Genomic DNA, 23,838 nt, shown 5'->3' on the forward strand with positions numbered 1-23,838 from the left:
CTAAGAGGCATGAACGCAGGCGACCACTGTCACAAGTAACAGGTCGATCTTGTTTTCAGATGAACGGTCGAGCCTGCCGGAAGACGCGTCGAGGGACACTTCCAGGACGATCCGGACAGCCGCAGGGCAGCCGAGACGGCATTCGGCGACGCACCCCGTCGCCTGGCGCTGTAAGCTGCACGCCTCAGGCCAATCAAAGGATTCACATGAACATCTGCGGCATCGAAATCAAAGGCAGCGAAGCGATCATCGCCGTGGCGTCCCTTGACGGGGCGAGCCTTCACCATGTTGCGCTGGGCACCAAGAAAATCGCCCTCGACGATGACGACGAGACCGCCAACGTCCGGCTGTTCGCCGCGCAGGTGGCGTCGTTCGTGCGCGAGAATTCGATTGATCGCATTGCGATCAAGAAGCGCAGCAAGAAGGGCGAGTTCGCCGGCGGGCCGACCACGTTCAAGATCGAGGGCGTGTTCCAGTTGCTGGATGGCTGCGAGGTGACGCTGCTGTCGCCGCAGACCGTCAACGCCCAGGCCAAGAAGCACAACGTCGAGCTGCCGGGCACGCTGAACAAGTATCAGCACGAGGCGTACAGGACGGCGTGCGCGGCGTTGCTGAAGAAGTAACCTTTCCTTCCCGGCCACTGCCGGTCAATTGTGGGAGCCCCGCACACCACAAAACCTGTAGGAGCTTGCCTGCAAGCGATGAGGCCGGCACTGCCGACATCCCGATTGCCTGACTCACCGCCATCGCCGGCAGGCCGGCTCCCACATCGGTCTTGCGTGCAGTCACTCAGGCCTGGGCGGTGCGCCGGTCTTCCCTTGGGCAGCGGGCAAACCGTGCCCGGTAGCTGCGGGTGAAATACGACGGCGATTCGAACCCGCAGGCGATGCTGACCTCCAGCACGCTCATGTCGGTCTGGCGCAGCAGTTGCCGGGCCTTCTCCAGCCTCAGGCGCAGGTAGAAATTGCTCGGCGTGTCGTTCAGGTGCAGGCGGAACAGCCGCTCCAGCTGGCGCCGCGTCACCTTGATCGATTCCGCCAGCTCCAGGGTGGTCAGCGGCGGTTCGCTGTGCTGTTCCATTTCGCCGATCACCTGCACCAGCTTCTTGTTGCTGATGCCGTAGCGCGTGGCGACTTCCATGCGCTGGTGGTCTTTGCGCGGACGGATCCTTCCCAACACAAATTGCTCGCTGACCTGGATCGCCAGTTGCGGGCCGTGGGCCTGGGCGATCAGGTCGAGCATCAGGTCGATGGACGCGGTGCCGCCGGCCGAGGTGATGCGGCGGCGGTCGATCTCGAACAGCTCCTGGGTGACGCTCAACTGCGGATAGGACTCCCGGAAGGCGTCGATGGCCTCCCAGTGCAGGGTCAGGCGGTGGCCGTCGAGCAGGCCGGCTTCGGCCAGGACGAAGCTGCCGGTGTCGATGGCGCCCAGGGTCACGCCTTCGTTGTCCAGGCGCCGCAGCCAGTGCTCCAGCGCGGGGGTGGCGAACTTCAGCGGCTCGAACCCGGCCACCACCAGCAACGTCGCGCCTTTCTTCAGCGGCTCCAACGCTGCGTCGGCGTTCACCGACATGCCGTTGCTCGCCAGCACCGCTCCGCCGTCGGCGCTCAACACGTGCCAGCGGTACAGCTCGCCGCGAAAGCGGTTGGCGACCCGCAGCGGCTCTATCGCGGAGATGAACCCGATGGCCGAAAAACCCGGCATCAACAGAAAGTAGAAATCCTGGGACATGGCGCGCACTCGGTGGGCGGGTAGCGTGCAACGTTGATACGCCAGTTGTCGGCGGCATTCAAGAGGACAGGTCGCTGCAGTGCAAGAGTCGGTCGCCGCAGTGCGTTTTCGCCGGCGCGTTGCTGCGTAGTTTTGGCATCACCGGCGCAACAGACACCGGGCCCCACAATAACGAACTGCCGAGGAACCCGACATGAAACGACTGATCAGCCGCTGCGTCCTTTCACTCAGCGCCACCGCCTTGTTGAGCACCGGCGTCATGGCGGCCGAGCCCGCCGCGTGCCAGAACGTGCGCATGGGCGTGGTCAACTGGACCGACGTGATCGCCACCAGCGCCATGGCCCAGGTGCTGCTCGACGGCCTCGGCTACAGCACCAAGCAGACCAGCGCGTCCCAGCAGATCGTCTTCGCCGGGATCCGCGACCAGCGCCTGGACCTGTTCCTCGGCTACTGGAACCCGCTGATGACCCAGACCATCACTCCGTTCGTCGACGCCAACCAGGTCAAGGTGCTCGCCGAGCCGAGCCTGAAGGACGCCCGCGCCACCCTCGCCGTGCCGACCTACCTGGCCGACAAGGGCCTGAAGACCTTCGCCGACATCGCCAAGTTCGAGAAAGAGCTGGGCGGCAAGATCTACGGCATCGAACCGGGCTCCGGCGCCAACACCCAGATCAAGGCGATGATCGCCAAGAACCAGTTCGGCCTGGGCAAGTTCCAGCTGGTGGAGTCCAGCGAGGCCGGCATGCTCGCCGCCGTGGACCGCGCCGTGCGCCGCAAGGAGGCCGTGGTGTTCTTCGGCTGGGCGCCGCACCCGATGAACGTCAACGTGCAGATGACCTACCTGACCGGCAGCGACGACGCCCTGGGCCCGAACGAAGGCATGGCCACCGTCTGGACCGTCACCGCGCCGAAATACGCCGAGCAGTGCCCGAACGTCAGCCGCCTGCTGAGCAACCTGACGTTCAGCGCCGAAGACGAGAGCCGCATGATGCAGCCGCTGCTCGACCACAAGGACGCCTTCGAATCGGCGAAGCAATGGCTCAAGGATCACCCCCAGGACAAGCAGCGCTGGCTTGAAGGCGTCACGACCTTCGACGGCAAGCCGGCCGCCGAGAACCTCCAGCTCACCAGCAAATAGACCGCAACCGAAAAACCGTTCCGCAGCCCGCCGCGGGCTGCGGACAGACCCCTCACGCCTGAAGGAAACCGCACCATGAACCACGACGTCATCATCACCTGCGCACTCACCGGTGCTGGCGACACGACCGCCAAGAGCCCCCACGTGCCGGTCACCCCGAAACAGATCGCCGCAGCCGCCGTGGAAGCGGCCAAGGCCGGCGCCACGGTCGTGCACTGCCACGTCCGCGACCCGCAGACCGGCAAGTTCAGCCGCGACGTGGCGCTGTACCGCGAAGTGATGGAGCGCATCCGCGAAGCCGACGTCGACATCATCGTCAACCTCACCGCCGGCATGGGCGGCGACCTGGAGATCGGCCCGGGCGAGCGGCCGATGGAGTTCGGCCCGAACACCGACCTGGTGGGCCCGCTGACCCGTCTGGCCCACGTCGAAGAGCTGCTGCCGGAAATCTGCACCCTGGACTGCGGCACCCTGAACTTCGGCGACGGCGACACCATTTACGTCTCCACCCCGGCGCAGCTGCGGGCCGGCGCCAAGCGCATCACCGAGCTGGGCGTGAAGGCCGAGCTTGAGATCTTCGACACCGGCCACCTGTGGTTCGCCAAGCAGATGATCAAGGAAGGCCTGCTCGACAACCCGCTGTTCCAGCTGTGCCTGGGCATCCCGTGGGGCGCCCCGGCCGACACCACCACCATGAAGGCCATGGTCGACAACCTGCCGGCCGACGCGGTGTGGGCCGGCTTCGGCATCGGCCGCATGCAGATGCCGATGGCGGCGCAAGCGGTGCTGCTGGGCGGCAACGTGCGGGTCGGCCTGGAAGACAACCTGTGGCTGGACAAAGGCGTGCTGGCGACCAACGGCCAACTGGTCGAACGCGCCACCGAAATCCTCAGCCGCCTCGGCGCCCGCGTGCTGACCCCGGCCGAGGGCCGCCAGAAAATGGGCCTGACCCGGCGCGGCTGATCCACCCCTTTCCCCCTGTGGGAGCGGGCTTGCCTGCGAAGAGGCCGGTACGCCGCAAGCCTCTTCGTCAATCGACCCGACGCTTTCGCGGGCCGGCTCGCTCCCACAGTTTTTTAAGCCCACTTCAGGACATCAGCATGAGCTTTATCACCGACATCAAAACCTTCGCTGCCCTGGGCAGCGGTGTCATCGGCAGCGGCTGGGTGGCCCGCGCCCTCGCCCATGGCCTCGACGTCGTGGCCTGGGATCCGGCGCCCGGCGCCGAAGCGGCCCTGCGCAAGCGCGTGGCCAACGCCTGGGGCGCGCTGGAGAAGAACGGCCTGGCGCCCGGCGCCTCGCAAGATCGCCTGCGCTTCGTCGCCACCATCGAGGAATGCGTGCGCGACGCCGATTTCATCCAGGAAAGCGCCCCGGAGCGCCTGGAGCTGAAACTGGAGCTGCACAGCAAGATCAGCGCAGCGGCCAAGCCGAACGCACTGATCGGCTCCAGCACGTCGGGCCTGCTGCCCAGCGAGTTCTACGAGAGTTCGACCCACCCGGAACGCTGCGTGGTCGGCCACCCGTTCAACCCGGTCTACCTGCTGCCGCTGGTGGAAGTGGTCGGCGGCAAGAACACCGCGCCCGAAGCGGTTCAGGCGGCCATGCAGGTCTACGAGTCCCTCGGCATGCGCCCGCTGCACGTGCGCAAGGAAGTGCCGGGCTTCATCGCCGACCGTCTGCTCGAAGCGCTGTGGCGCGAGGCGCTGCACCTGGTCAACGACGGCGTGGCGACCACCGGCGAGATCGACGACGCGATCCGCTTCGGCGCCGGCCTGCGCTGGTCGTTCATGGGCACCTTCCTGACCTACACCCTGGCCGGCGGCGATGCGGGCATGCGCCACTTCATGTCGCAGTTCGGCCCGGCACTGAAGCTGCCGTGGACCTACCTGCCGGCACCGGAGCTGACCGACAAGCTGATCGACGACGTGGTGGACGGCACCAGCGACCAATTGGGCCGACACAGCATTTCGGCGCTGGAGCGCTATCGTGACGATTGCCTGCTGGCGGTGCTGGAGGCGGTCAAGGCCACCAAGCAGAAGCACGGCATGAGTTTCAGCGAGTAGGCCCCGCAGACCGAGGCCAGCACTACCGGCCCCTTCGCGGGCCAGCCCGCTCCCACAGTGGGATGTGGTTCCCTGTGGAAGCGGGCTTGCCCGCGAAGGCGGCCATCCATTCACCCCTTTTGCCGGAGCCAGCAGCATGCCCGCCCTCACCACCTACCAGACCCGCATCCTCCCGGAGTGGGTCGACTACAACGGCCACCTGCGCGACGCCTTCTACCTGCTGATCTTCAGCTACGCCACCGACGCCCTGATGGATCACTTGGGCATGGACAGCGGCAACCGCGAAGCCAGCGGCCAGTCGCTGTTCACCCTGGAACTGCACCTGAACTACCTGCACGAAGTGAAGCTCGACGCCGAAGTTGAGGTGCGCACACAGATCATCGGCCACGACCAGAAGCGCCTGCACCTCTACCACAGCCTGCACCTGAGCGGCGGCGACAAGGCCTTGGCCGGCAACGAGCAGATGCTGCTCCACGTCGACCTCGCCGGCCCCCGTTCGGCGCCGTTCAGCCCGCCGACGCTGGAACGCCTGCAAGCCCTCGTCGCGGAACAGGCCGACCTGCCCGCGCCGGAGTACATCGGCCGGGTCATCGCCCTGCCCCCCGCCCGGTAAACCCGTCCATCGCAAGGAGCCGCCATGAACACCGTTGCCGCCGTAGCCGATTTCCGTACCTATCCGTTGATCAGCGCGCTGAACGGCGTGCAGCGTCTGGCGGACCGTGTCCTGGCCGAATGGGCCGACGGGCGAGTCAGCCCGTTCCACCACGCTTGGCTGCGGGACAACTGCCCGTGCCCGCAGTGCGTGTACAGCGTCACCCGCGAGCAGGTGTTCGAGATCGTCGACGCCTCGTCCTCGCTGGAACCCGCCGCCGCCCGCATCGACAGCGACGGCCGCCTGCTCATCGACTGGCAGGACGGCCACCTCAGCCGCTTCGACCCCGGCTGGCTGCGGGCCCACGCCTACGACGACGAATCCCGCGCCGAACGCCTCGCCGCCAAGCCCAGGCCCTTCCTCTGGCGCAGCGACCTGCAACTGCCGGTGTTCGACTACGCCGCCCTGATGAACGGCAACGACGCGCTGCTGCACTGGCTGCTGGCGGTGCGCGACATCGGCCTGACCCAGGTGCGCGGCGTGCCCACCGAACCCGGCTCGCTGAAGGCGGTCGCCCAGCGCATTTCGTTCATCCGCGAGAGCAATTTCGGTGTGCTGTTCAACGTGCAGTCCAAGGCCGATGCCGACAGCAACGCCTACACTGCCTTCAACCTGCCGCTGCACACGGACCTGCCGACCCGCGAGCTGCAACCGGGGCTGCAGTTCCTGCATTGCCTGGTGAACGACGCCGAGGGTGGCGAGAGCATTTTCGTCGACGGGTTCGCCATCGCCGAGGCGCTGCGCCGGGAGGATCCCCCGTCGTTCCAGGCCCTGTGCGACATCCCCGTGGAGTTTCGCAACAAGGATCGCCACAGCGACTATCGCCGGCTGGCGCCGATCATTGCGCTGGACGCCTTGGGTCACGTGGCCGAGATCCGCATGGCCAACTTCCTGCGCGGGGCGTTCGACACGTCGGTGGAGCAGATGCCGCTGCTGTACCGGGCCTACCGGCGCTTCATCGCCATGACCCGCGAACCGCGCTTTCGGGTGATGCGGCGGCTCAATCCGGGCGAGCTGTGGTGCTTCGACAACCGCCGCACCCTGCACGCGCGCAACGCGTTCGACCCGGCCAGCGGGGCCCGGCATTTCCAGGGCTGCTACATCGACCGGGACGAGCTGCTGTCGCGGATTCTGGTGCTGCAGCGCTGAAACCGCGTCATCGTTCATCGCCGGCAGGCCGGCTCCCACAAGGATCAGCGGTGCCCACGAAACTGGTGGTCGCCCCGCTCCTGTGGGAGCCAGCCTGCTGGCGATGAAACCACCGCGGACTTACCAGTCGGCAGGCAAAAAAAAGCCCCGATGCAAGCCGTGACAGGATCGGGGCGAGGGTACTGTTGAGGAGCTGCCGTGCGAGGGTGACCAAACCTTCGTGAAGCGAGCTGGGATCAGTGTGCCCACTCCCTGGGCGCGCAAGTTAGCCGAAAACGACATGCTCATAGCCAATGTGGACACCGCGACAAAACACCCTTGCCGCGCCTCGGCAGGCCTACCAGAATCGAGCCACGACCTCCGTTGCCAAAGAAGGATCCGCGTCATGATGTATGCCGATTTGATCGATCAGGAAGACCTGTTGGGCCAACTCAAGTCGTTGGGATTCGAAGTGCCGTCGGGCTCCACGGCCCAGCAGGCCTGCGAGTGCGCCGTTCGCGGTCTGGACGATGTACGGGCCAATACCCTGCGCACCATGGTCAAGCAGATGTACACCAGCAGCGCGAGCATCCAGCCGATCGTGCGTGAAGCCATCGACAAGCAGTTGCTGCCGGCGCTGGCGCAGTACCAACAGACCCGCGTCTGAGATCCCGGGCGTTTGCTAGAGTGGTGGCCTTGACGATCACCACGAGCGAACGCCGATGTTCTTTATCCAGACCTGCCAGTCCAGCGAACAACCGGGCTGGCTGCCCTTACGCCAGGCGCTCTGGCCCGATGCGCCGGAACACGAGCACCGCGACGACATCGAGCAGCAGCTGAAGGCGCCGCAGCGCTATATCAACTTCGTTGCCTACGACACGCAAAACCATCCCGTCGGCCTCGCCGAAGCCTCATTACGCTCCGATTACGTCAACGGCACCGACAGCTCGCCGGTGGTGTTCCTGGAAGGCATCTACGTGGTGCCGCAGCAGCGCCGCCACGGCGTGGCCGCCCGGTTGATCGAGCAGGTGGCGCAATGGGGACGGGAAAACGGCTGCGTGGAAATGGCTTCCGACACCGGCCTCGACAACCTGGTCAGCCAGGCGACGCACAAGGCGCTCGGCTTCGAGGAAACCGAGCGCGTCGTGTACTTCAGGCGCCCGCTCTGATCAGAGCCTCACGCTGGCGAACGTCGATTCGTTGCGCGCCTGGCTCAACGCCGACAGCGGTCCCGACAGCGGCGACATCACGATGGCCTGCGGCAGCGGCAGCATCGCCACCTGCTGGGCGGTGTTGGAGCCTACGCGCTCGTCCCGCGGCGGAATGCCGAAGTACTCGCGGTAGCACTTGGAGAAGTGCGGCGTGGACACGAATCCGCAGACCGACGCCACCTCGATGATCGACATCGGCGTCTGCTTGAGCAGTTGCCGGGCGCGGATCAGGCGCAGCTTGAGGTAGTAGCGCGACGGCGAGCAGTGCAGGTACTTCTGGAACAGGCGCTCCAGCTGACGCCGGGACACCGAGACGTACACCGCCAGCTCGTCGAGGTCGATCGGCTCTTCCAGGTTGGCTTCCATCAGCGCGACGATCTCCTGCAGCTTCGGCTGGTTGGTGCCGAGCATGTGCTTGAGCGGCACGCGCTGGTGATCCTGCTCGTTGCGGATGCGCTCGTAGACGAACATCTCCGAGATCGCGGCGGACAGTTCGCGGCCGTGGTCGCGGCTGATCAGGTGCAGCATCATGTCCAGCGGCGCGGTGCCGCCGGAGCTGGTGAAACGGTTACGGTCGAGGGTGAACAGGCGGGTGCTCATGGCCACGCGCGGGAAGGCTTCCTGCATCGCCGCCAGGCATTCCCAGTGCACGCTGCAATCGAAGCCGTCGAGCAGGCCGGCGCAGGCCAGGGCCCAGCTGCCGGTGCACACGGCGCCGAGGCGGCGCGACTGGCGCGCCTGGCCCTGCAGCCAGGAGACGTGTTCACGGGTCACGGTGCGCTGGATGCCGATGCCGCCGCAGACGATCACGGTGTCCATCGGCGGGGCTTTGTGCATGGAGGCGTCGGGGGTGATCTGCAGGCCGTCGCTGGCCCAGACCTGGCCGCCGTCTACGGTGAGGGTGGTCCAGCGGTACAGCTCGCGACCGGACAACTGGTTGGCCATGCGCAGCGGTTCGACCGCGGAAGCCAGGGAAATCAGCGTGAAATTGTCCAGCAGCAGGAAGCCGATGGATTGAGGCGCACGGTTCTGGGGTTGAGCCCCGGAGTTGAACGACGTCATCGCGGTATCTCCTCACACAAAGCGGGTGATGGCCTCAGGCGGAGGCTCTTGTTATTGCCGTCGTTCTCTTGCGCGAGACGGGGCTTTGTTATGACAGAGCAATTGCCGTGCCTGAAATTGAATGCGCGTTCAATAACTCCTGAAAACGACGTCGCGGAGCGTCTATTCAAGACGCCTGACGAAAGGTCGTGTGAAGAGCCATCAGTGTCGGCGAAAGCACTGCCCCGCAGGGTGTGAGCAAATCGGTAGCACTTGTGGGAACTGGCCCGGGGGCCGGTGCGGCGCAGTGTCACCCATGGCACGGCGGACGGACGGTCGCGGGCGCGCACGGCGCCGCCCGGACGGGAATGGTTCTTGTCTGATTGCGACGCGCCAAAAGGTGGCGCGGTGGGCGGCCAGTGCTCCCTGGGTGCGCAGTTTTGACTGGTCTGGCGCTATCGCTGGCAAGCCAGCTCCCACAGGTTTTCCGGTCGTTCACAAATCCTGTGTACACCCGATTCACTGTGGAAGCTGGCCTGTCTGCTCCCACAGCTTTTTGGGTTGTTCACAAATACTGTGCTCACCCGAATAACTGTAGGAGCCAGCCTGCCGGGGTGTTCACAAATCCTGCATTCACCCAAATCACTGTGGGAGCTGGCTTGCCAGCGATGGGGGCGACGCGGTCTCAGCACTCGACCGCGCTGACCGCCAACCCGCCCCGTGAGGTTTCCTTGTATTTGTCGTGCATGTCCGCACCGGTGTCGCGCATGGTACGGATCACCCGGTCCAGGGAAATGAAATGCTGCCCGTCGCCCCGCAACGCCATCTGCGCCGCGTTGATCGCCTTGACCGCCGCGATCGCGTTGCGCTCGATGCACGGCACCTGCACCAGCCCGCCCACCGGGTCGCACGTCAAACCCAGGTTGTGCTCCAGGCCGATCTCCGCCGCGTTGCACAACTGCTCCGGCGTTGCGCCCAGCACTTCGGCCAGGCCCGCCGCCGCCATCGCGCAGGCCGAGCCGACCTCGCCCTGGCAGCCGACTTCGGCGCCCGAGATCGAGGCGTTCTTCTTGCAGAGGATGCCCACCGCCGCGGCCCCCAGGAAGTAGTCGACGACATTGGCGTCGGTCACCGCTTCGCTGAACCTCATGAAGTAGTGCAGCACCGCCGGAACAATCCCCGCCGCGCCGTTGGTCGGCGCCGTCACCATGCGCCCGCCGGCGGCGTTCTCTTCGTTGACCGCCAGTGCATAGAGGTTGACCCACTCCATGGCGCTGAGGGTCGAGCCGATCACGTTGGGTTTGTTCAGTTCCTGCAGGCTGCGGTGCAGCTTGGCTGCGCGCCGGCGCACATTGAGGCCGCCGGGCAGGATGCCTTCGTGCTTCAGACCGTGCTCAACGCAATCCTGCATCGCCTGCCAGAGCTTCATCAGGCCGGCGCGGATTTCCTCTTCGCTGCGCCAGGCCTTTTCGTTGGCCATCATCAGCTCGGCCACCCGCAGGTTGTGTTTCTTGCACAGCTCCAGCAGCTCCACTGCGCTTGAGAAGTCGTAAGGCAATTCCGTCCGGTCCAGGTCCGCCACGCCGCTGGCGGCCTGCGCCGCGTCCACCACGAACCCGCCGCCGACCGAATAGTAGGTGTCGCGGTACAGCTCGCCGTGATCACCTTCGGCGACCAGGGTCATGGCGTTGGGGTGGAACGGCAGGTTCTCGTCGATCAGGCGCATGTCCCGTGCCCATATAAATGGCACCGACAGCCGTCCGTCGAGCAACAGCGTGTGGGTTTCGCGCAGGGCCTGGATCCGCGGGCCGATCAGCGACGGGTCGATGGCGTCCGGCCATTCGCCCATCAGCCCCATGATCACCGCGTTGTCGCTGCCGTGACCGATACCGGTGGCCGACAGCGAGCCGTACAGCTGCACCTCGACGCGACGCACCTGTTCCAGCAGGTGCCTGTCGCGCAGCGACCCGACGAACAGGGCGGCGGCGCGCATCGGGCCGACGGTGTGGGAACTGGACGGGCCGATGCCGATCTTGAACAGGTCGAAAACGCTGATAGCCATTGCTGCGAAGCTCCTCAAGGATGCCGTTCGGGGGCGCGAAACGCCCGCTGGCGGAGCTGCTACGCTCAAGCTGCGTTCCGCCGGGATGCCCGCATCATCAAGCTTTTCCCGGCGCGCCCGGCGTCTGGCACCGACGCACTCATGTCCACCAACGCCGTACCGCTTTACGCCCGTTCCTGCGCCGTTTTTCTGCGGTTCAGACACGCCAAAAGGGCCGAAAAAAGCTGTAAACGACGTCACCGACACTGGATGCGACCATCCCTGTACTGGATACGACGCACCCTGTAGGCGTCAGATTTTCACTGGTACATGATCGTTATGACTCGATTGAAAGGCGCCGCGGTAGAGCTGTTTTCAGAACGCCACCCAACCGCAACCCATAAGTGCGGTGGTCCAATCGGAACACTGCCGAAAAAAACACCAAGGAGTCCATTCATGAAAGGTTCCCCGTCGTTGTTGTTGGCCGCCATGCTGAGTCTGCCGCTGCTGGCTCAGGCCGCCGAACCGGCGCAATGCAGCACCGTGAACTTCTCCGATGTCGGCTGGACCGACATCACCGCGACGACCGCGACCACCAGCGTCGTGCTCAACGCCCTCGGCTACAAGACCAAGACCACCATGATCTCCGTGCCGGTGACCTACAAGTCCCTGGCCGACGGCAAGAACATGGACGTGTTCCTGGGCAACTGGATGCCGACCATGGAAAACGACATCAAGGCCTACCGCGATGCCGGCACCGTCGAGACGGTGCGCACCAACCTCAAGGGCGCCAAGTACACCCTCGCCGTGCCCCAGGCCCTGTACGACAAGGGCCTGCACGACTTCGCCGACATCGCCAAGTTCAAGAAGGAACTGGACGGCAAGATCTACGGCATCGAGCCGGGCAACGACGGCAACCGCCTGATCCAGAGCATGATCGACAAGAACGCCTTCGGCCTGAAGGACGCCGGCTTCAAGGTCGTGGAATCCAGCGAGGCGGGCATGCTGTCCCAGGTCGACCGCGCGCAGAAGCGCGACACCGCCGTGGTGTTCCTCGGCTGGGCGCCGCACCCGATGAACAAGCGCTTCAAGATTCAATACCTGACCGGCGGGGACGACTTCTTCGGCCCCGACTTCGGCGCCGCCACCGTAGCGACCAACACCCGCAAGGGCTACGTCCAAGAGTGCGGCAACGTCGGCCAGCTGCTGAAGAACCTGGAGTTCACCGTCGACATGGAAAGCGAACTGATGGGCAACATCCTGGACGACAAAATGAAGCCTGAGGCGGCCGCCAAGGCCTGGCTGAAGAAGAATCCACAGGTGCTCGATACCTGGCTCGCTGGCGTGACCACCACTGACGGTAAACCTGGCCTGGAGGCCGTGAAAGCCAAGCTGAATCAGTAATCGCTTACGCCGGGCGGGTTCGCCCGCCCGGGCTGTTATTTCCTTGCATGCGGACGTTCACTACCATGCTGATTGATCAGAAAATCCCTTTAGGCCAGTACATCGCAGGCTTCGTCGAATGGCTGACGCAACACGGCGCCAGCACCTTCGACGCCATCGCCGCGACCCTGGAAACGATGATCCACGGCGTGACGTTTGCGCTGACCTGGTTCAACCCGCTGGCGCTGATCGGCCTGATCGCCCTGCTGGCCCACTACATCCAGCGCAAATGGGGCCTGACCGCGTTCGTGGTCGCCTCCTTCCTGCTGATCCTCAACCTGGGGTACTGGCAGGAAACCATGGAAACCCTCGCCCAGGTCATGTTCGCGACCCTGGTCTGCGTGGTCATCGGCGTGCCGCTGGGCATCGTCGCGGCGCACAAGCCGATGTTCTACACTTTAATGCGTCCGGTGCTCGATCTGATGCAGACCGTACCGACCTTCGTTTACCTCATTCCTACCCTGACCCTCTTCGGGCTGGGTGTGGTGCCGGGCCTGATCTCCACCGTGGTGTTCGCCATCGCCGCGCCGATCCGCCTGACCTACCTGGGCATCCGCGATGTCCCGCAAGAACTGATGGACGCCGGCAAGGCCTTCGGCTGCTCGCGTCGCCAACTGCTGTCACGGATCGAACTGCCCCACGCCATGCCGAGCATCGCGGCCGGCATCACCCAGTGCATCATGCTGTCGCTGTCGATGGTGGTGATCGCGGCACTGGTGGGCGCCGACGGACTCGGCAAACCGGTGGTCAACGCACTGAACACTGCCGATATCGCCCTGGGCTTCGAAGCGGGCCTGGCGATCGTCCTGCTGGCGATCATGCTCGACCGGATCTGCAAACAGCCCGAAGGCAAAGTAGGGGGTGATGCATGAGCATTATTCGATTCGACAACGTAGACGTCATCTTCTCCAAGGACCCGCGCGAGGCGCTCAAGCTGCTCGACCAGGGCATGACCCGCAACGAGATCCTGAAGAAGACCGGCCAGATCGTCGGTGTGGAAAAGGCCAGCCTGGACATCAACAAAGGCGAGATCTGCGTGCTGATGGGGCTGTCCGGCTCCGGCAAGTCGAGCCTCTTGCGCTGCATCAACGGCCTCAACACCGTGAGCCGCGGCAAGCTGTTCGTCGAGCATGAAGGCAAGCAGATCGACATCGCCTCCTGCACCCCTGCTGAACTCAAGATGATGCGCACCAAGCGCATCGCCATGGTGTTCCAGAAGTTCGCCCTGATGCCTTGGCTGACGGTGCGCGAGAACATCAGCTTCGGCCTGGAGATGCAGGGCCGTCCGGAAAAGGAACGGCGCAAGCTGGTGGACGACAAGCTTGAGCTGGTGGGCCTGACCCAATGGCGCAACAAGAAGCCGGACGAACTCTCCGGCGGCATGCAGCAGCGGGTCGGCCTGGCCCGTGCGCTGGCGATGGACGCCGACATCCTGCTGATGGACGAGCCGTTCTCGGCCCTCGACCCGCTGATCCGCCAGGGCCTGCAGGACGAACTGCTGGAACTGCAGCGCAAGCTGAGCAAGACCATCGTGTTCGTCAGCCACGACCTCGACGAGGCGCTGAAGCTGGGCAGCCGCATCGCGATCATGAAGGACGGCCGGATCATCCAGTACAGCGTGCCGGAAGAGATCGTGCTGAACCCGGCGGACGACTACGTGCGCACCTTCGTCGCCCACACCAACCCGCTGAACGTGCTGTGCGGCCGCAGCCTGATGCGCACCCTGGACAACTGCAAGCGCATCAACGGCTCGGTGTGCCTGGATCCGGGCGGCGACTCGTGGCTGGACCTGGCCGAAGGCAACACCATCAAGGGTGCCCGCAAGAACGGCTCCACCCTCGACCTGCAGAACTGGGTGCCGGGCCAGGCCGTGGAAGCCCTCGACCGCCGCCCGACCCTGGTGGACTCCAACATCGGCATGCGCGAAGCGCTGCAGATCCGCTATCAGACCGGCAACAAACTGGTGCTGCACGACAACAATCACGTGGTGGGGATCCTCGGCGACAGCGAGCTGTACCACGCGCTGCTCGGCAAGAACCTGGGGTAAAGGAAAGGCCACCGACACGAAAACGCCGCGAATCATCGCGGCGTTTTCGTTGGTGCAGGGAATGTAGCTGTGGCGAGGGCGCTTGTTGGATCGCCGCACCGTCCCGCCGGCTCGCGAAGCGGCCCCGGGCAAAGCGCCGCCGCGATCCAGGTTTACGACTGCTGCGCAGTCGACCGGGACGGTGCGGGCGATCCGACAAACGCCCTCGCCACGATGCGTCCCATCAGTCGCAGAAGCATTACCCCCAAACGCAAAAACGCCGCGAATCGATCGCGGCGTCTTTGTTTTTGCGCGTCTGCGGTGAGGCCTTAAGCCCCCTTCCCCAACAAGCCAGCCCCACACTCCCCTGTGGGAGCCAGCCTGCTGGCGATGAAGCCTGCGCGGCATCCCAGACCGAAACACCGCACCGCTTGTTGCTTATCGCTTATCGCTTACCGCTTACCGCTTACCGCTTACCGCTTACCGCTTACCGCTTAGCTATACACCCGGCCCAACAACTGCCGATGGCTTTCGAACTGATCAAGCACATCCCGCGTGATCTGGTCCTGGGTGAAGCCCATCAGGTCATAGTCCTGGCTGCCGTTGTGCAGGTACACCTCGGCGCGGTAGTAACGCTGGCGCGCCTCGTCGGACTGGGCCGACTCGGTCGGGGTCGCCAGGTAGCCGTCCAGGCTCACTTCGTAGACGAAAGGGTTGCCCTCTTCCATCTCGACGCGCACGCCCATGCAGCGCTTGGACTTGCCCAGCAGGGTCTGCACTTCCAGGCCCTGGGCGCGCAACTGCGCGGCGGCGTCATCCAGTGCCGGAGTGACGTGCTTGTCCATGAAACGCTGAACCACCGACTGGCTCGGCTGCAGGTCCAACTGGGTCAGGCGCTCGCTGAAGCCGCGACGGCCACGGGCCGCCAGCTCCGCTTGCTCCTGCTCGATCTGCACGTCCGAACGCATCGCCTTGTGCAGGCCGAACATGAAGAACACCAGCACCACCGAGAACGGCAGGCCGGCCAGCACCACCATGGTCTGCATGGCTTCGAAGTTGCCGGCGAACAGCAGGCCGATGGTCACCAGGGTGATCACGACCGACCAGAAGATCCGCAGCCAGTGCGGGGCGTCTTCGTCGACGTTGCCGCCCTTGCACGAAAGGTTGGCCATCATCACCGCGCCGGAGTCGGCGGGGGTCAGGAACAGCACGAAGCCGACGAAGATCGACACACCGATCACGACCTTCGACGCCGGGTAATGCTCAAGCAACTGATAGATCGCCATCGACGGCTGCTCCAGCGCCGTCTTGCCCAGTTCCACCGCGCCCTGGTTCATCACCAGGTCCAGCGCCGAGTTGCCGAAGATCGACAGCCATGCCAGGGTGAAGCCCAGCGGGATCAGCAGCACGCCGGCCACCAGTTCGCGCACAGTGCGGCCACGGGAGATGCGAGCGATGAACATGCCCACGAATGGCGCCCAGGAGATCCACCAGGCCCAGTAGAACAGAGTCCACAGGCCCAGCCAGCGGTCGGACTTGGCGCTGTCGCCTTCATACACGTAGAGATCGAAGGTCTTGAGCACCACGCCGTTGAGGTAGTCGCCGATGTTCTGCACGAAGCCGTTGAGCAGGTGCAGGGTCGGGCCGAACAGCAGCACGAAGATCAGCAGGCCGCTGAACAGCATGATGTTGAGGTTGGACAGGCGGCGGATGCCGTTCTCCACACCGGACACGGCGGCGATGGTCGCCACGGTGCTCATCACGATGATCACGATCAGCAGGTTGGTGTTGCTGTGCTCCATGCCGAACAGGTTTTCCAGGCCCGACGCCACTTGCAGCGAACCGATGCCCAGGTTAGTCACCAGGCCCAGCAGGGTCACGAACATGCCGAAGCCGTCCACCGCATGACCGGCGCCGCCCTTGACCCAACGCTCGCCGACCAGCGGGTACAGCGCCGAACGCAAGGCCAGCGGCTGGTTGTGACGGTAAGCGAAGTACGCCACGGCCAGGCCCACCAGGGCGTAGATCGCCCAGCCGTGCAGGCCCCAGTGCAGGAACGTCAGCTGCACCGCCTGACGCGCGGCCAGGTTGGTGGCCGAAGCGCCTTCCGGCGGGTTGAAGTAGTGGTCCAGCGGCTCGGAGGCGCCGAAGTACAGCAGCGAGATGCCGATGCCCGACGAGAACAGCATCCCCGCCCAGGCGCCGTAGCTGAAATCGGGGGTATCGTCCTTGCTGCCCAGCTTGAGCTTGCCGTAGGACGAAAACGCCAGCCCCACCACGAACACCAGATAGGCGGCGATCACCACCATGTAGTACCAGCCGAAGCTGCGGGACAGCCAGGCCTGGGCCACACCGAGCAACCTGCCCGCCTCTTGCGGGGCGGCGATCAGGATGGCGGTCAACAGCAGAATCAGCGCGGTCGAGGTGTAGAACACCCAACCGTTGACCGTCACCTTCTCGGGCGGGGTCTTTATTAGCGAGGCAGAACTCATGGCACAAATGCTCCAGGCAGTGCGAGAGAAGAACACAAGGCAACACGGAACCCGACCAATCGGTGAGTTGGCAGCCGACCGGCGGGTGATATAAAGACACCCCGAAAAAGCCCGAACCTGCAGAGATGGCACCGCGAATCGCCGTCGTGGCTATGATCCGGACATTCATCCGAAACCTGGCCCCAAGCGTCTTGCCCATTCAACACGTCCATCGAACGCCGAACCGCGCCTTGCCCCACGCAGGTTTCGAGCATTTTCGGATGTCGGTTTATCGCCATTTACACGTAGGAAAAACCTGTAGGCAGCGACGATTTGTCGCAGATCTTATTCTTTGTTGATTGAACGTTCAATCAAAACAAAATAGACTGGCCCTCGATCCGACAGCCGTTGCGCGGCTGCCGGAAGGCCTAAGGAGATGTGCAAGATGCCCAAGGTCGGTATGCAACCCATCCGCCGCCAACAACTGATCGAAGCCACGTTGCAGGCCGTCGACCAGGTCGGGATGGGGGACGCCAGCATTGCGCTGATCGCCCGTTTGGCCGGTGTCTCGAACGGCATCATCAGTCACTACTTTCAGGACAAGAACGGCCTGATCGCCGCCACGATGCGGTATCTGATGACCGCCCTCAGCGAGAGCGTCACCGCGCGCCGTCAGGCGCTGGCAGACAACAGCCCCCGGGCTCATCTGCAGGTGATCATCGAAGGCAACTTCGACGCCAGCCAGGTCAATGGCCCGGCAATGAAAACCTGGCTGGCCTTCTGGGCCACCAGCATGCACCAGCCGTCTTTGCACAGGTTGCAGCGGATCAACGATCACCGTCTGTATTCCAACCTGTGCTGCGAGTTCCGCCGCGCGTTGCCGCTCGAAGAGGCGCGCAACGCCGCACGCGGACTGGCAGCGTTGATCGACGGCTTGTGGTTGCGCGGCGCGCTGTCGGGAGACGCTTTCGACACCGAGCAGGCGCAACGGATCGCTTACGAATACATGGACTTCCAACTGGCCAAGCAGGCGAGCCAGAGCACACAGAAAACGCTCGGCCCCTGAACCGCCGCCATGGCGGCAGCCAACCACTCATGCACTTGCGAGGACTTTATGGCCCGTTTCGAACTGCAAAAACTCTACATCGATGGCGCGTACTCCGACGCCGGCAGCGATGCCACCTTCGAAGCCATCAACCCGGCTAACGGCGAAGTCCTCGCCCACGTGCAGCGCGCCACCAAGGAAGACGTGGAGCGCGCCGTGGTCAGCGCCGAAAAGGGCCAGAAGATCTGGGCCTCGATGACCGCCATGGAGCGTTCGCGCATCCTGCGCCGCGCCGTCGACATCCTGCGCGAGCGCAACGATGAGCTGGCTGCGCTGGAAACCCTGGACACCGGCAAGGCCTACTCCGAAACCAAGTACGTCGACATCGTCACCGGCGCCGACGTGCTGGAATACTACGCAGGCCTGGTGCCGGCCATCGAAGGCGAGCAGATCCCGCTGCGCGACACCTCCTTCGTCTACACCCGCCGCGAGCCGCTGGGCGTGGTCGCCGGCATCGGCGCGTGGAACTACCCGATCCAGATCGCCCTGTGGAAATCGGCCCCGGCCCTGGCCGCCGGCAACGCGATGATCTTCAAGCCGAGCGAAGTCACCTCGCTGACCACCCTGAAACTGGCCGAGATCTACACCGAAGCCGGCCTGCCGAACGGCGTGTTCAACGTCCTCACCGGCAGCGGCCGCGAAGTCGGCACCTGGCTGACCGAGCACCCGCGCATCGAGAAAGTCTCCTTCACCGGCGGCACCGACACCGGCAAGAAAGTCATGGCCAGCGCCTCGGCCTCGTCCCTGAAGGACGTGACCATGGAACTGGGCGGCAAGTCCCCGCTGATCATCTGCGACGACGCCGACCTGGATCGCGCCGCCGACACCGCCATGATGGCCAACTTCTACAGCTCCGGTCAGGTCTGCACCAACGGCACCCGCGTGTTCGTGCCGAGCCACCTGAAAGCGGCCTTCGAAGCCAAGATCGTCGAGCGCGTCGCCCGCATCCGCGTCGGCAACCCTGAAGACGAAAACACCAACTTCGGCCCGCTGGTCAGCTTCGCCCACATGGAAAGCGTGTTGGGCTACATCGCCAAGGGCAAGGAAGAAGGCGCACGCGTGCTGTGCGGCGGCGAGCGCATGACCGACGGCGACTTCGCCAAGGGCGCATTCGTGGCACCGACCGTGTTCACCGACTGCACCGACGACATGACCATCGTGCGCGAAGAGATCTTCGGCCCGGTCATGGCGATCCTGACCTACGAAACCGAAGAAGAAGTGATCCGCCGCGCCAACGACACCGACTTCGGCCTGGCCGCCGGCATCGTCACCCGCGACCTGAACCGCGCCCACCGCGTGATTCATCAGCTGGAAGCGGGCATCTGCTGGATCAACGCCTGGGGCGAGTCCGACGCGAAGATGCCGGTCGGCGGCTACAAGCAGTCGGGCGTCGGCCGCGAGAACGGCATCAGCTCGCTGACCAACTACACACGCATCAAATCGGTACAGGTCGAGCTGGGCGATTACGTCTCGGTGTTCTGAGACCCGAGTCCTTCATTGCTCGCGAGGCCGCCTTCGCGAGCAGGCTCGCTCCCACAATGGAATGCGTACCCCTGTGGGAGCCAGCCTGCTGGCGATTGAGTGCGCAGCACTCATCCGGCCTTGATCTGACCAACTTCAAAGAGGGTGCATTCAATGTCCCAAGTATTCGATTACATCATCGTCGGTGCCGGCTCGGCCGGTAACACCCTGGCCACCCGCCTGACCGAAGACGAGGGCGTCACCGTCCTGCTGCTCGAAGCCGGCGGCCCGGACTACCGTCTCGACTTCCGTACCCAGATGCCGGCCGCGCTGGCCTTCCCGCTGCAGGGCCGCCGCTACAACTGGGCCTACGAAACCGATCCTGAGCCGTTCATGGACGGCCGCCGGATGGAATGCGGCCGCGGCAAGGGCCTGGGCGGCTCGTCGCTGATCAACGGCATGTGCTACATCCGCGGCAACGCGATGGACTACGACGGCTGGGCGCAATTGCCGGGCCTGGAAGACTGGTCCTACCTGGACTGCCTGCCGTATTTCCGCAAGGCGGAAACCCGCGACATCGGCCCGAACGACTACCACGGCGGCGAAGGCCCGGTCAGCGTGACCACGCCGAAGGCCGGCAACAACCCGCTGTTCCACGCCATGGTCGAAGCCGGCGTGCAGGCCGGCTACCCGCGCACCGAAGACCTGAACGGCTACCAGCAGGAAGGCTTCGGCCCGATGGACCGCACCGTGACGCCGAAAGGCCGCCGGTCCTCCACCGCCCGCGGCTACCTGGACACCGCCAAGAAGCGCTCGACCCTGACCATCGTCACCCACGCCCTGGCCGACAAAGTGCTGTTCGAAGGCAAGCGTGCGGTCGGCGTGCGTTACCTGGTCGGCTCCGCCGAAGAGCGCGTCGAAGCCAAGGCGCGCAAGGAAGTCATCGTCTGCTCCGGCGCCATCGCCTCGCCGCAACTGCTGCAGCGTTCCGGCGTGGGCCCTGCGAAGCTGCTGGAAAGCCTCGACATTCCGGTGGTCCACGACCTGCCGGGCGTCGGCGAGAACCTGCAGGATCACCTGGAGCTGTACCTGCAGTTCGCCTGCACCCAGCCGGTGTCCCTGTACCCGTCGCTGCTGTGGCACAACCAGCCGGCCATCGGTGCCGAGTGGCTGTTCAACGGCACCGGCATCGGCGCCAGCAACCAGTTCGAGGCCGGCGGCTTCATCCGCACCCGTCCTGAGTTCGCCTGGCCGAACATCCAGTACCACTTCCTGCCGGTGGCGATCAATTACAACGGCAGCAACGGCGTGCAGGAGCACGGCTTCCAGGCGCACATGGGTTCCATGCGCTCGCCGAGCCGCGGCCGCATCCAGCTCAAGTCCAAGGATCCGCGCCAGCACCCGAGCATCCTGTTCAACTACATGGCCACCGAGCAGGACTGGCAGGAATTCCGCGACGGCATCCGCCTGACCCGCGAAATCATGCAGCAGCCAGCGCTGGACGCCTTCCGCGGCCGCGAGATCAGCCCGGGCATCGAAGTGCAAACCGATGAAGAGCTGGACAAGTTCATCCGCGAGCACGCCGAAACCGCGTTCCACCCGTCCTGCTCGTGCAAGATGGGCACCGACGAGATGGCGGTGGTCGACGGCCAGGGCCTCGTCCACGGCATGCAGGGCCTGCGCGTGGTCGATGCCTCGATCATGCCGATCATCACCACCGGCAACCTGAACGCGCCGACGATCATGATGGCCGAGAAAATCGCCGACAAGATCCGCGGCCGTCAGCCGCTGCCGCGCAGCAAGGCCGCCTACTACGTGGCCGGCGATGCACCGGTCAAAGGCAAGCCGCTGCGTGAAGTGAGCTCCGCAGCGCACTGACGGCTCAACTGTCAGCGCAAACGAAAGCCGCCAGTTTCCCTGCGAAACTGGCGGCTTTTTAATTTCGATTCTCATATAAGAAAGTTTCCAAAAAGACACTCTCCAAGAAAACAAAAACCGCAACAATTACATTCTTTACCCGTCTATCAAAAACACTAATATGCGCGCCAGAAAATCACCCACCAAGGAAGGCCAACCGTGCGCAGCCATAAAGACCAATACAACTCCGTTGAATTCTTTCGACACGAACTCTCCAACGAAAAAACCATCTCGCTAGACTTCGACTACATCAGCGGAACCATTGAGTCGTGGTGGAGCAAAAATAAAGAAAGGGATATTCATACGCTCAAGATAGAGCTTACGAATATTTTCATGACCTATCTCCATCCTGACCACATCGCCTACTTCGGCAAAGTCGGCATCGCCAAGAGCGGCGTGGCGGCGGTCTGCATCACCAACATATTCACGACCGACTCTCCAGAACTGGCGCTGACCGTCCATGAGGCACTGGCCGATCTGTTCCACCTGACAGACATTAAGTACGAATATGAAGACCACAAGGCGCTGTACCTGAAACCGAGCGCCGAAAAGTACCGCGAATGGGGAAATGGGTACGGTGACATCACTCCGCACTCTGATGACCTTTATGAAAGCCTGAACGTCGACTATCTTGCGCTCACCGTTTGCCGTGACACCACCCATACACCGACCGCTTATTACTACCCTGCTGACTTACTTCAATGCCTTGATGACGAAGACATTGAAACGCTCCTGAGCACGCAAGCGGAATTCATTTCCGGAAAGAACGTCGACGGCTCGAAAAAGCGAATCCGAAACATCGTTGAATACAGCGAAACATATGGCTACCAGTTCTCACTGGATTTCCGCATCGATACCCATTGCGGTGAACGGATGCGAGCAATCAATGGTGGCCAACAAGTTCTGGACAAGATCAGGGCCAATATCTCAACCGCCAAGAGCAATGTCTCCACCGCACAGACTGGCACCTTCCTGATCGTTGCCAATCACAAGATCCTGCACGCGCGCCCCATACTGAACATCAGCGCGGATGAGGTTCGCTCACAGACGGCAAACTCGACATACAGCACGACGCCACGCCTACTGTTTCGCAGCAAAGGGCCCCGCAAGCAGTACTACTCGCTTGACGGGAAATACGCCGCGCTGGAAGCCGCTTGATGAAGGGTGGCCTACAGACCTCTCTTTCGCCTTTCGCCAAGGCACTTGGAGAAGGAGGCCGCGACTCGATCACCTTCGGGGTCGCGTTCATCTTTCTGTACCTGTCGATCGGCATGACAGGTTCGGCCCAGGCACTGACGTTGAATCAGACCCTTGCGACGACCTTGTTGATCTTTTCTACGCCACTGCAGTTCCTGCTCATTCAGAACCATGGCGAGGGATGGTTTCTGATACCGATCGTGTTGGCGCTCAATGCTCGCTTCGTCTTGCTTTCAACGACGCTGGCGCCCTACTTCAAGGAAACGCCGACGGGAAAGATCCTGGCTTCGCTCATTCTGTTCACGCCCTCGGTCTTCACTGCATGCATAACGCGCTTCAAGCAAAACGCGGAGTTTCCGTTCGCCTATCTCATCGGGGTGGGCACCCCCATCTTCGCTGTTTCGGCAGTCTGCACCTGGATCGGGTTTGTCGCGGGTGCTGGGCTCACTTCGCCGGTCATCGCCGCCGCCATAACAATGCTGCTGCCCCTTCAGTTCACGGCGCTGGCCGGCAAGCACTGGCCGAACCATGGGGAGGTGTCCAGCTATTGGCTCGGTTTCGTCAGCGCTCCACTGCTCGTGTTGCTGCTCAAGGACTACAACCTGTTAATCACACCCTTTCTGATCGGCGGTCTGATCGTGATGATTGAAAATGGCTCGACCCAAGGATTGGCTTCCCGATGACGATTTGGTTGCTGATCGGCTTTGGCGCACTGACGGCGTTTGCATTTCGCGCACTGCCGTTTGCCTTCAAAAATGCACCTGCATTAACCCGTACCCAGGGTTCTTTCTATCGATTCGTCAGTTACAGCGCTCAAGCCATGCTAGGAGTGATCGTCTACGACACGGCGTTTGGAAAGCTAGACGGCCCGAGCCTGTTGCAGCAGTTTCAGGTTCTCGATGCGCTGAAGATACTGCTGTTGGCGGGAACGTTCGTCGTCGTCGCGAAGACCAGGCAGATTCTGCCGAGTTTCCTGGGCAGCCTGGCGATTTACCTGCTCGCGTTTCATTTGAGCAGCTGAAGCGCCCGGCAACCCCTCCAAGTGACCCTCGTGAGCCTGGCAGGCTCACGAACCCTCACCTGTCAGGTACAACGTCTGACATTCAGAGAGCATTTTCCCTCTCTCGCAATGCCCTTGATCCTACCCCCACGCAGGCCTACTCTAGTCCTCGCCCCATCGCATCACCCCTCCCCGCCGAATCCGCTT

22 protein-coding genes and 1 pseudogene are annotated in these 23,838 nt (G+C 63.6%); 18 read left to right on the forward strand and 5 right to left on the reverse strand.

What is annotated here, in order from left to right; translation table 11 throughout:
- The first annotated feature begins 206 nt into the window (after positions 1-206).
- The gene (locus CAG33_RS03345) at positions 207-623 is read left to right on the forward strand and encodes a DUF3010 family protein (RefSeq protein WP_085580661.1); all 417 of its coding nucleotides are present in this window, start codon (positions 207-209) and stop codon (positions 621-623) included.
- Positions 624-789: 166 nt separating this feature from the next.
- Here the strand turns inward: CAG33_RS03345 and CAG33_RS03350 are convergent, their stop codons facing one another.
- Entirely contained in the window at positions 790-1,734 is a 945-nt protein-coding gene (locus tag CAG33_RS03350; protein ID WP_085630006.1) for a GlxA family transcriptional regulator, read from the reverse strand.
- A 193-nt stretch (positions 1,735-1,927) separates the two neighbouring features.
- Between CAG33_RS03350 and CAG33_RS03355 the strand changes: the two genes are divergently transcribed.
- The 7 genes from CAG33_RS03355 (at position 1,928) to aac(6') (ending at position 7,887) form a co-directional block, all read left to right on the forward strand.
- Complete coding sequence (locus tag CAG33_RS03355; RefSeq protein WP_085580665.1) at positions 1,928-2,872, forward strand: choline ABC transporter substrate-binding protein; 945 nt, start codon at positions 1,928-1,930, stop codon at positions 2,870-2,872.
- A 75-nt stretch (positions 2,873-2,947) separates the two neighbouring features.
- Positions 2,948-3,835: a 3-keto-5-aminohexanoate cleavage protein gene (locus CAG33_RS03360; protein WP_085580667.1), complete on the forward strand. Its 888-nt coding sequence runs from the start codon at positions 2,948-2,950 to the stop codon at positions 3,833-3,835.
- A gap of 137 nt (positions 3,836-3,972) precedes the next feature.
- A complete protein-coding gene (locus tag CAG33_RS03365; protein ID WP_085630008.1) occupies positions 3,973-4,938 on the forward strand; it encodes an L-carnitine dehydrogenase in 966 nt (321 codons plus the stop codon).
- A 136-nt stretch (positions 4,939-5,074) separates the two neighbouring features.
- Positions 5,075-5,551 carry a thioesterase family protein gene (locus tag CAG33_RS03370; RefSeq protein WP_085580671.1) on the forward strand — a complete coding sequence of 159 codons (477 nt, stop codon included), beginning with the start codon at positions 5,075-5,077 and terminating at the stop codon, positions 5,549-5,551.
- Positions 5,552-5,575: 24 nt separating this feature from the next.
- Positions 5,576-6,739, forward strand: coding sequence for a gamma-butyrobetaine dioxygenase (locus CAG33_RS03375; RefSeq protein ID WP_085636932.1), 1,164 nt, complete (start codon positions 5,576-5,578; stop codon positions 6,737-6,739).
- A 385-nt stretch (positions 6,740-7,124) separates the two neighbouring features.
- A complete protein-coding gene (locus CAG33_RS03380) occupies positions 7,125-7,385 on the forward strand; it encodes a hypothetical protein (RefSeq protein ID WP_085580676.1) in 261 nt (86 codons plus the stop codon).
- A gap of 55 nt (positions 7,386-7,440) precedes the next feature.
- Positions 7,441-7,887 carry an aminoglycoside 6'-N-acetyltransferase gene (gene aac(6') / locus CAG33_RS03385; protein ID WP_085580679.1) on the forward strand — a complete coding sequence of 149 codons (447 nt, stop codon included), beginning with the start codon at positions 7,441-7,443 and terminating at the stop codon, positions 7,885-7,887.
- Here aac(6') and CAG33_RS03390 read toward each other — a convergent pair whose 3' ends face one another.
- Together CAG33_RS03390 and CAG33_RS03395 are read right to left on the reverse strand one after the other, a co-directional pair.
- Complete coding sequence (locus CAG33_RS03390) at positions 7,888-8,991, reverse strand: GlxA family transcriptional regulator (protein ID WP_085580681.1); 1,104 nt, start codon at positions 8,989-8,991, stop codon at positions 7,888-7,890.
- A gap of 664 nt (positions 8,992-9,655) precedes the next feature.
- Positions 9,656-11,032, reverse strand: a complete 1,377-nt coding sequence (locus CAG33_RS03395; RefSeq protein ID WP_085580683.1) for an L-serine ammonia-lyase — start codon at positions 11,030-11,032, stop codon at positions 9,656-9,658.
- Between the two features lie 435 nt (positions 11,033-11,467).
- Here CAG33_RS03395 and CAG33_RS03400 point away from each other — a divergent pair, with 435 nt between their 5' ends.
- The 3 genes from CAG33_RS03400 (at position 11,468) to choV (ending at position 14,501) form a co-directional block, all read left to right on the forward strand.
- A complete protein-coding gene (locus tag CAG33_RS03400) occupies positions 11,468-12,415 on the forward strand; it encodes a choline ABC transporter substrate-binding protein (RefSeq protein WP_085580685.1) in 948 nt (315 codons plus the stop codon).
- Positions 12,416-12,480: 65 nt separating this feature from the next.
- Positions 12,481-13,326: a choline ABC transporter permease subunit gene (choW, locus tag CAG33_RS03405; RefSeq protein WP_085580687.1), complete on the forward strand. Its 846-nt coding sequence runs from the start codon at positions 12,481-12,483 to the stop codon at positions 13,324-13,326.
- Positions 13,323-14,501 (forward strand): choline ABC transporter ATP-binding protein, encoded by a 1,179-nt coding sequence (gene choV / locus CAG33_RS03410; protein WP_085580689.1) that lies wholly within the window; start codon positions 13,323-13,325, stop codon positions 14,499-14,501. Before choW ends, choV begins: the two co-directional genes overlap by 4 nt.
- Positions 14,502-14,974: 473 nt before the next feature.
- Here the strand turns inward: choV and CAG33_RS03415 are convergent, their stop codons facing one another.
- Positions 14,975-16,915: a BCCT family transporter gene (locus tag CAG33_RS03415; RefSeq protein WP_371856101.1), complete on the reverse strand. Its 1,941-nt coding sequence runs from the start codon at positions 16,913-16,915 to the stop codon at positions 14,975-14,977.
- Between the two features lie 481 nt (positions 16,916-17,396).
- On the opposite strand from CAG33_RS03415, the gene betI reads away from it, so the two are divergent.
- From betI to betA, 3 genes are all read left to right on the forward strand, one after another.
- On the forward strand, positions 17,397-18,017 hold the full coding sequence (gene betI / locus CAG33_RS03420) for a transcriptional regulator BetI (RefSeq protein ID WP_085581202.1): 621 nt from the start codon (positions 17,397-17,399) through the stop codon (positions 18,015-18,017).
- A 48-nt stretch (positions 18,018-18,065) separates the two neighbouring features.
- Positions 18,066-19,538 carry a betaine-aldehyde dehydrogenase gene (gene betB / locus CAG33_RS03425; RefSeq protein WP_085580694.1) on the forward strand — a complete coding sequence of 491 codons (1,473 nt, stop codon included), beginning with the start codon at positions 18,066-18,068 and terminating at the stop codon, positions 19,536-19,538.
- Positions 19,539-19,691: 153 nt separating this feature from the next.
- A complete protein-coding gene (betA, locus tag CAG33_RS03430) occupies positions 19,692-21,395 on the forward strand; it encodes a choline dehydrogenase (protein ID WP_085636935.1) in 1,704 nt (567 codons plus the stop codon).
- A gap of 273 nt (positions 21,396-21,668) precedes the next feature.
- Here betA and CAG33_RS28955 read toward each other — a convergent pair whose 3' ends face one another.
- Positions 21,669-21,920 carry a hypothetical protein gene (locus CAG33_RS28955; RefSeq protein WP_371857665.1) on the reverse strand — a complete coding sequence of 84 codons (252 nt, stop codon included), beginning with the start codon at positions 21,918-21,920 and terminating at the stop codon, positions 21,669-21,671.
- 223 nt (positions 21,921-22,143) lie between these two features.
- On the opposite strand from CAG33_RS28955, the pseudogene CAG33_RS28960 reads away from it, so the two are divergent.
- The 4 genes and pseudogenes from CAG33_RS28960 to CAG33_RS03445 all read left to right on the forward strand — a co-directional run bounded on the left by CAG33_RS28960 (position 22,144) and on the right by CAG33_RS03445 (position 23,652).
- Positions 22,144-22,170, forward strand: a pseudogene (locus CAG33_RS28960) (hypothetical protein).
- 137 nt (positions 22,171-22,307) lie between these two features.
- Positions 22,308-22,592 (forward strand): hypothetical protein, encoded by a 285-nt coding sequence (locus tag CAG33_RS28965; protein ID WP_371856098.1) that lies wholly within the window; start codon positions 22,308-22,310, stop codon positions 22,590-22,592.
- Positions 22,592-23,314, forward strand: a complete 723-nt coding sequence (locus CAG33_RS03440; protein WP_085580700.1) for an AzlC family ABC transporter permease — start codon at positions 22,592-22,594, stop codon at positions 23,312-23,314. Before CAG33_RS28965 ends, CAG33_RS03440 begins: the two co-directional genes overlap by 1 nt.
- The gene (locus CAG33_RS03445) at positions 23,311-23,652 is read left to right on the forward strand and encodes an AzlD domain-containing protein (RefSeq protein ID WP_085580702.1); all 342 of its coding nucleotides are present in this window, start codon (positions 23,311-23,313) and stop codon (positions 23,650-23,652) included. Before CAG33_RS03440 ends, CAG33_RS03445 begins: the two co-directional genes overlap by 4 nt.
- Positions 23,653-23,838 lie beyond the last annotated feature (186 nt).

Source organism: Pseudomonas sp. B3(2017) (assembly GCF_002113595.1).
GTDB classification, from domain to species: Bacteria; Pseudomonadota; Gammaproteobacteria; order Pseudomonadales; family Pseudomonadaceae; genus Aquipseudomonas; species Aquipseudomonas ekonensis.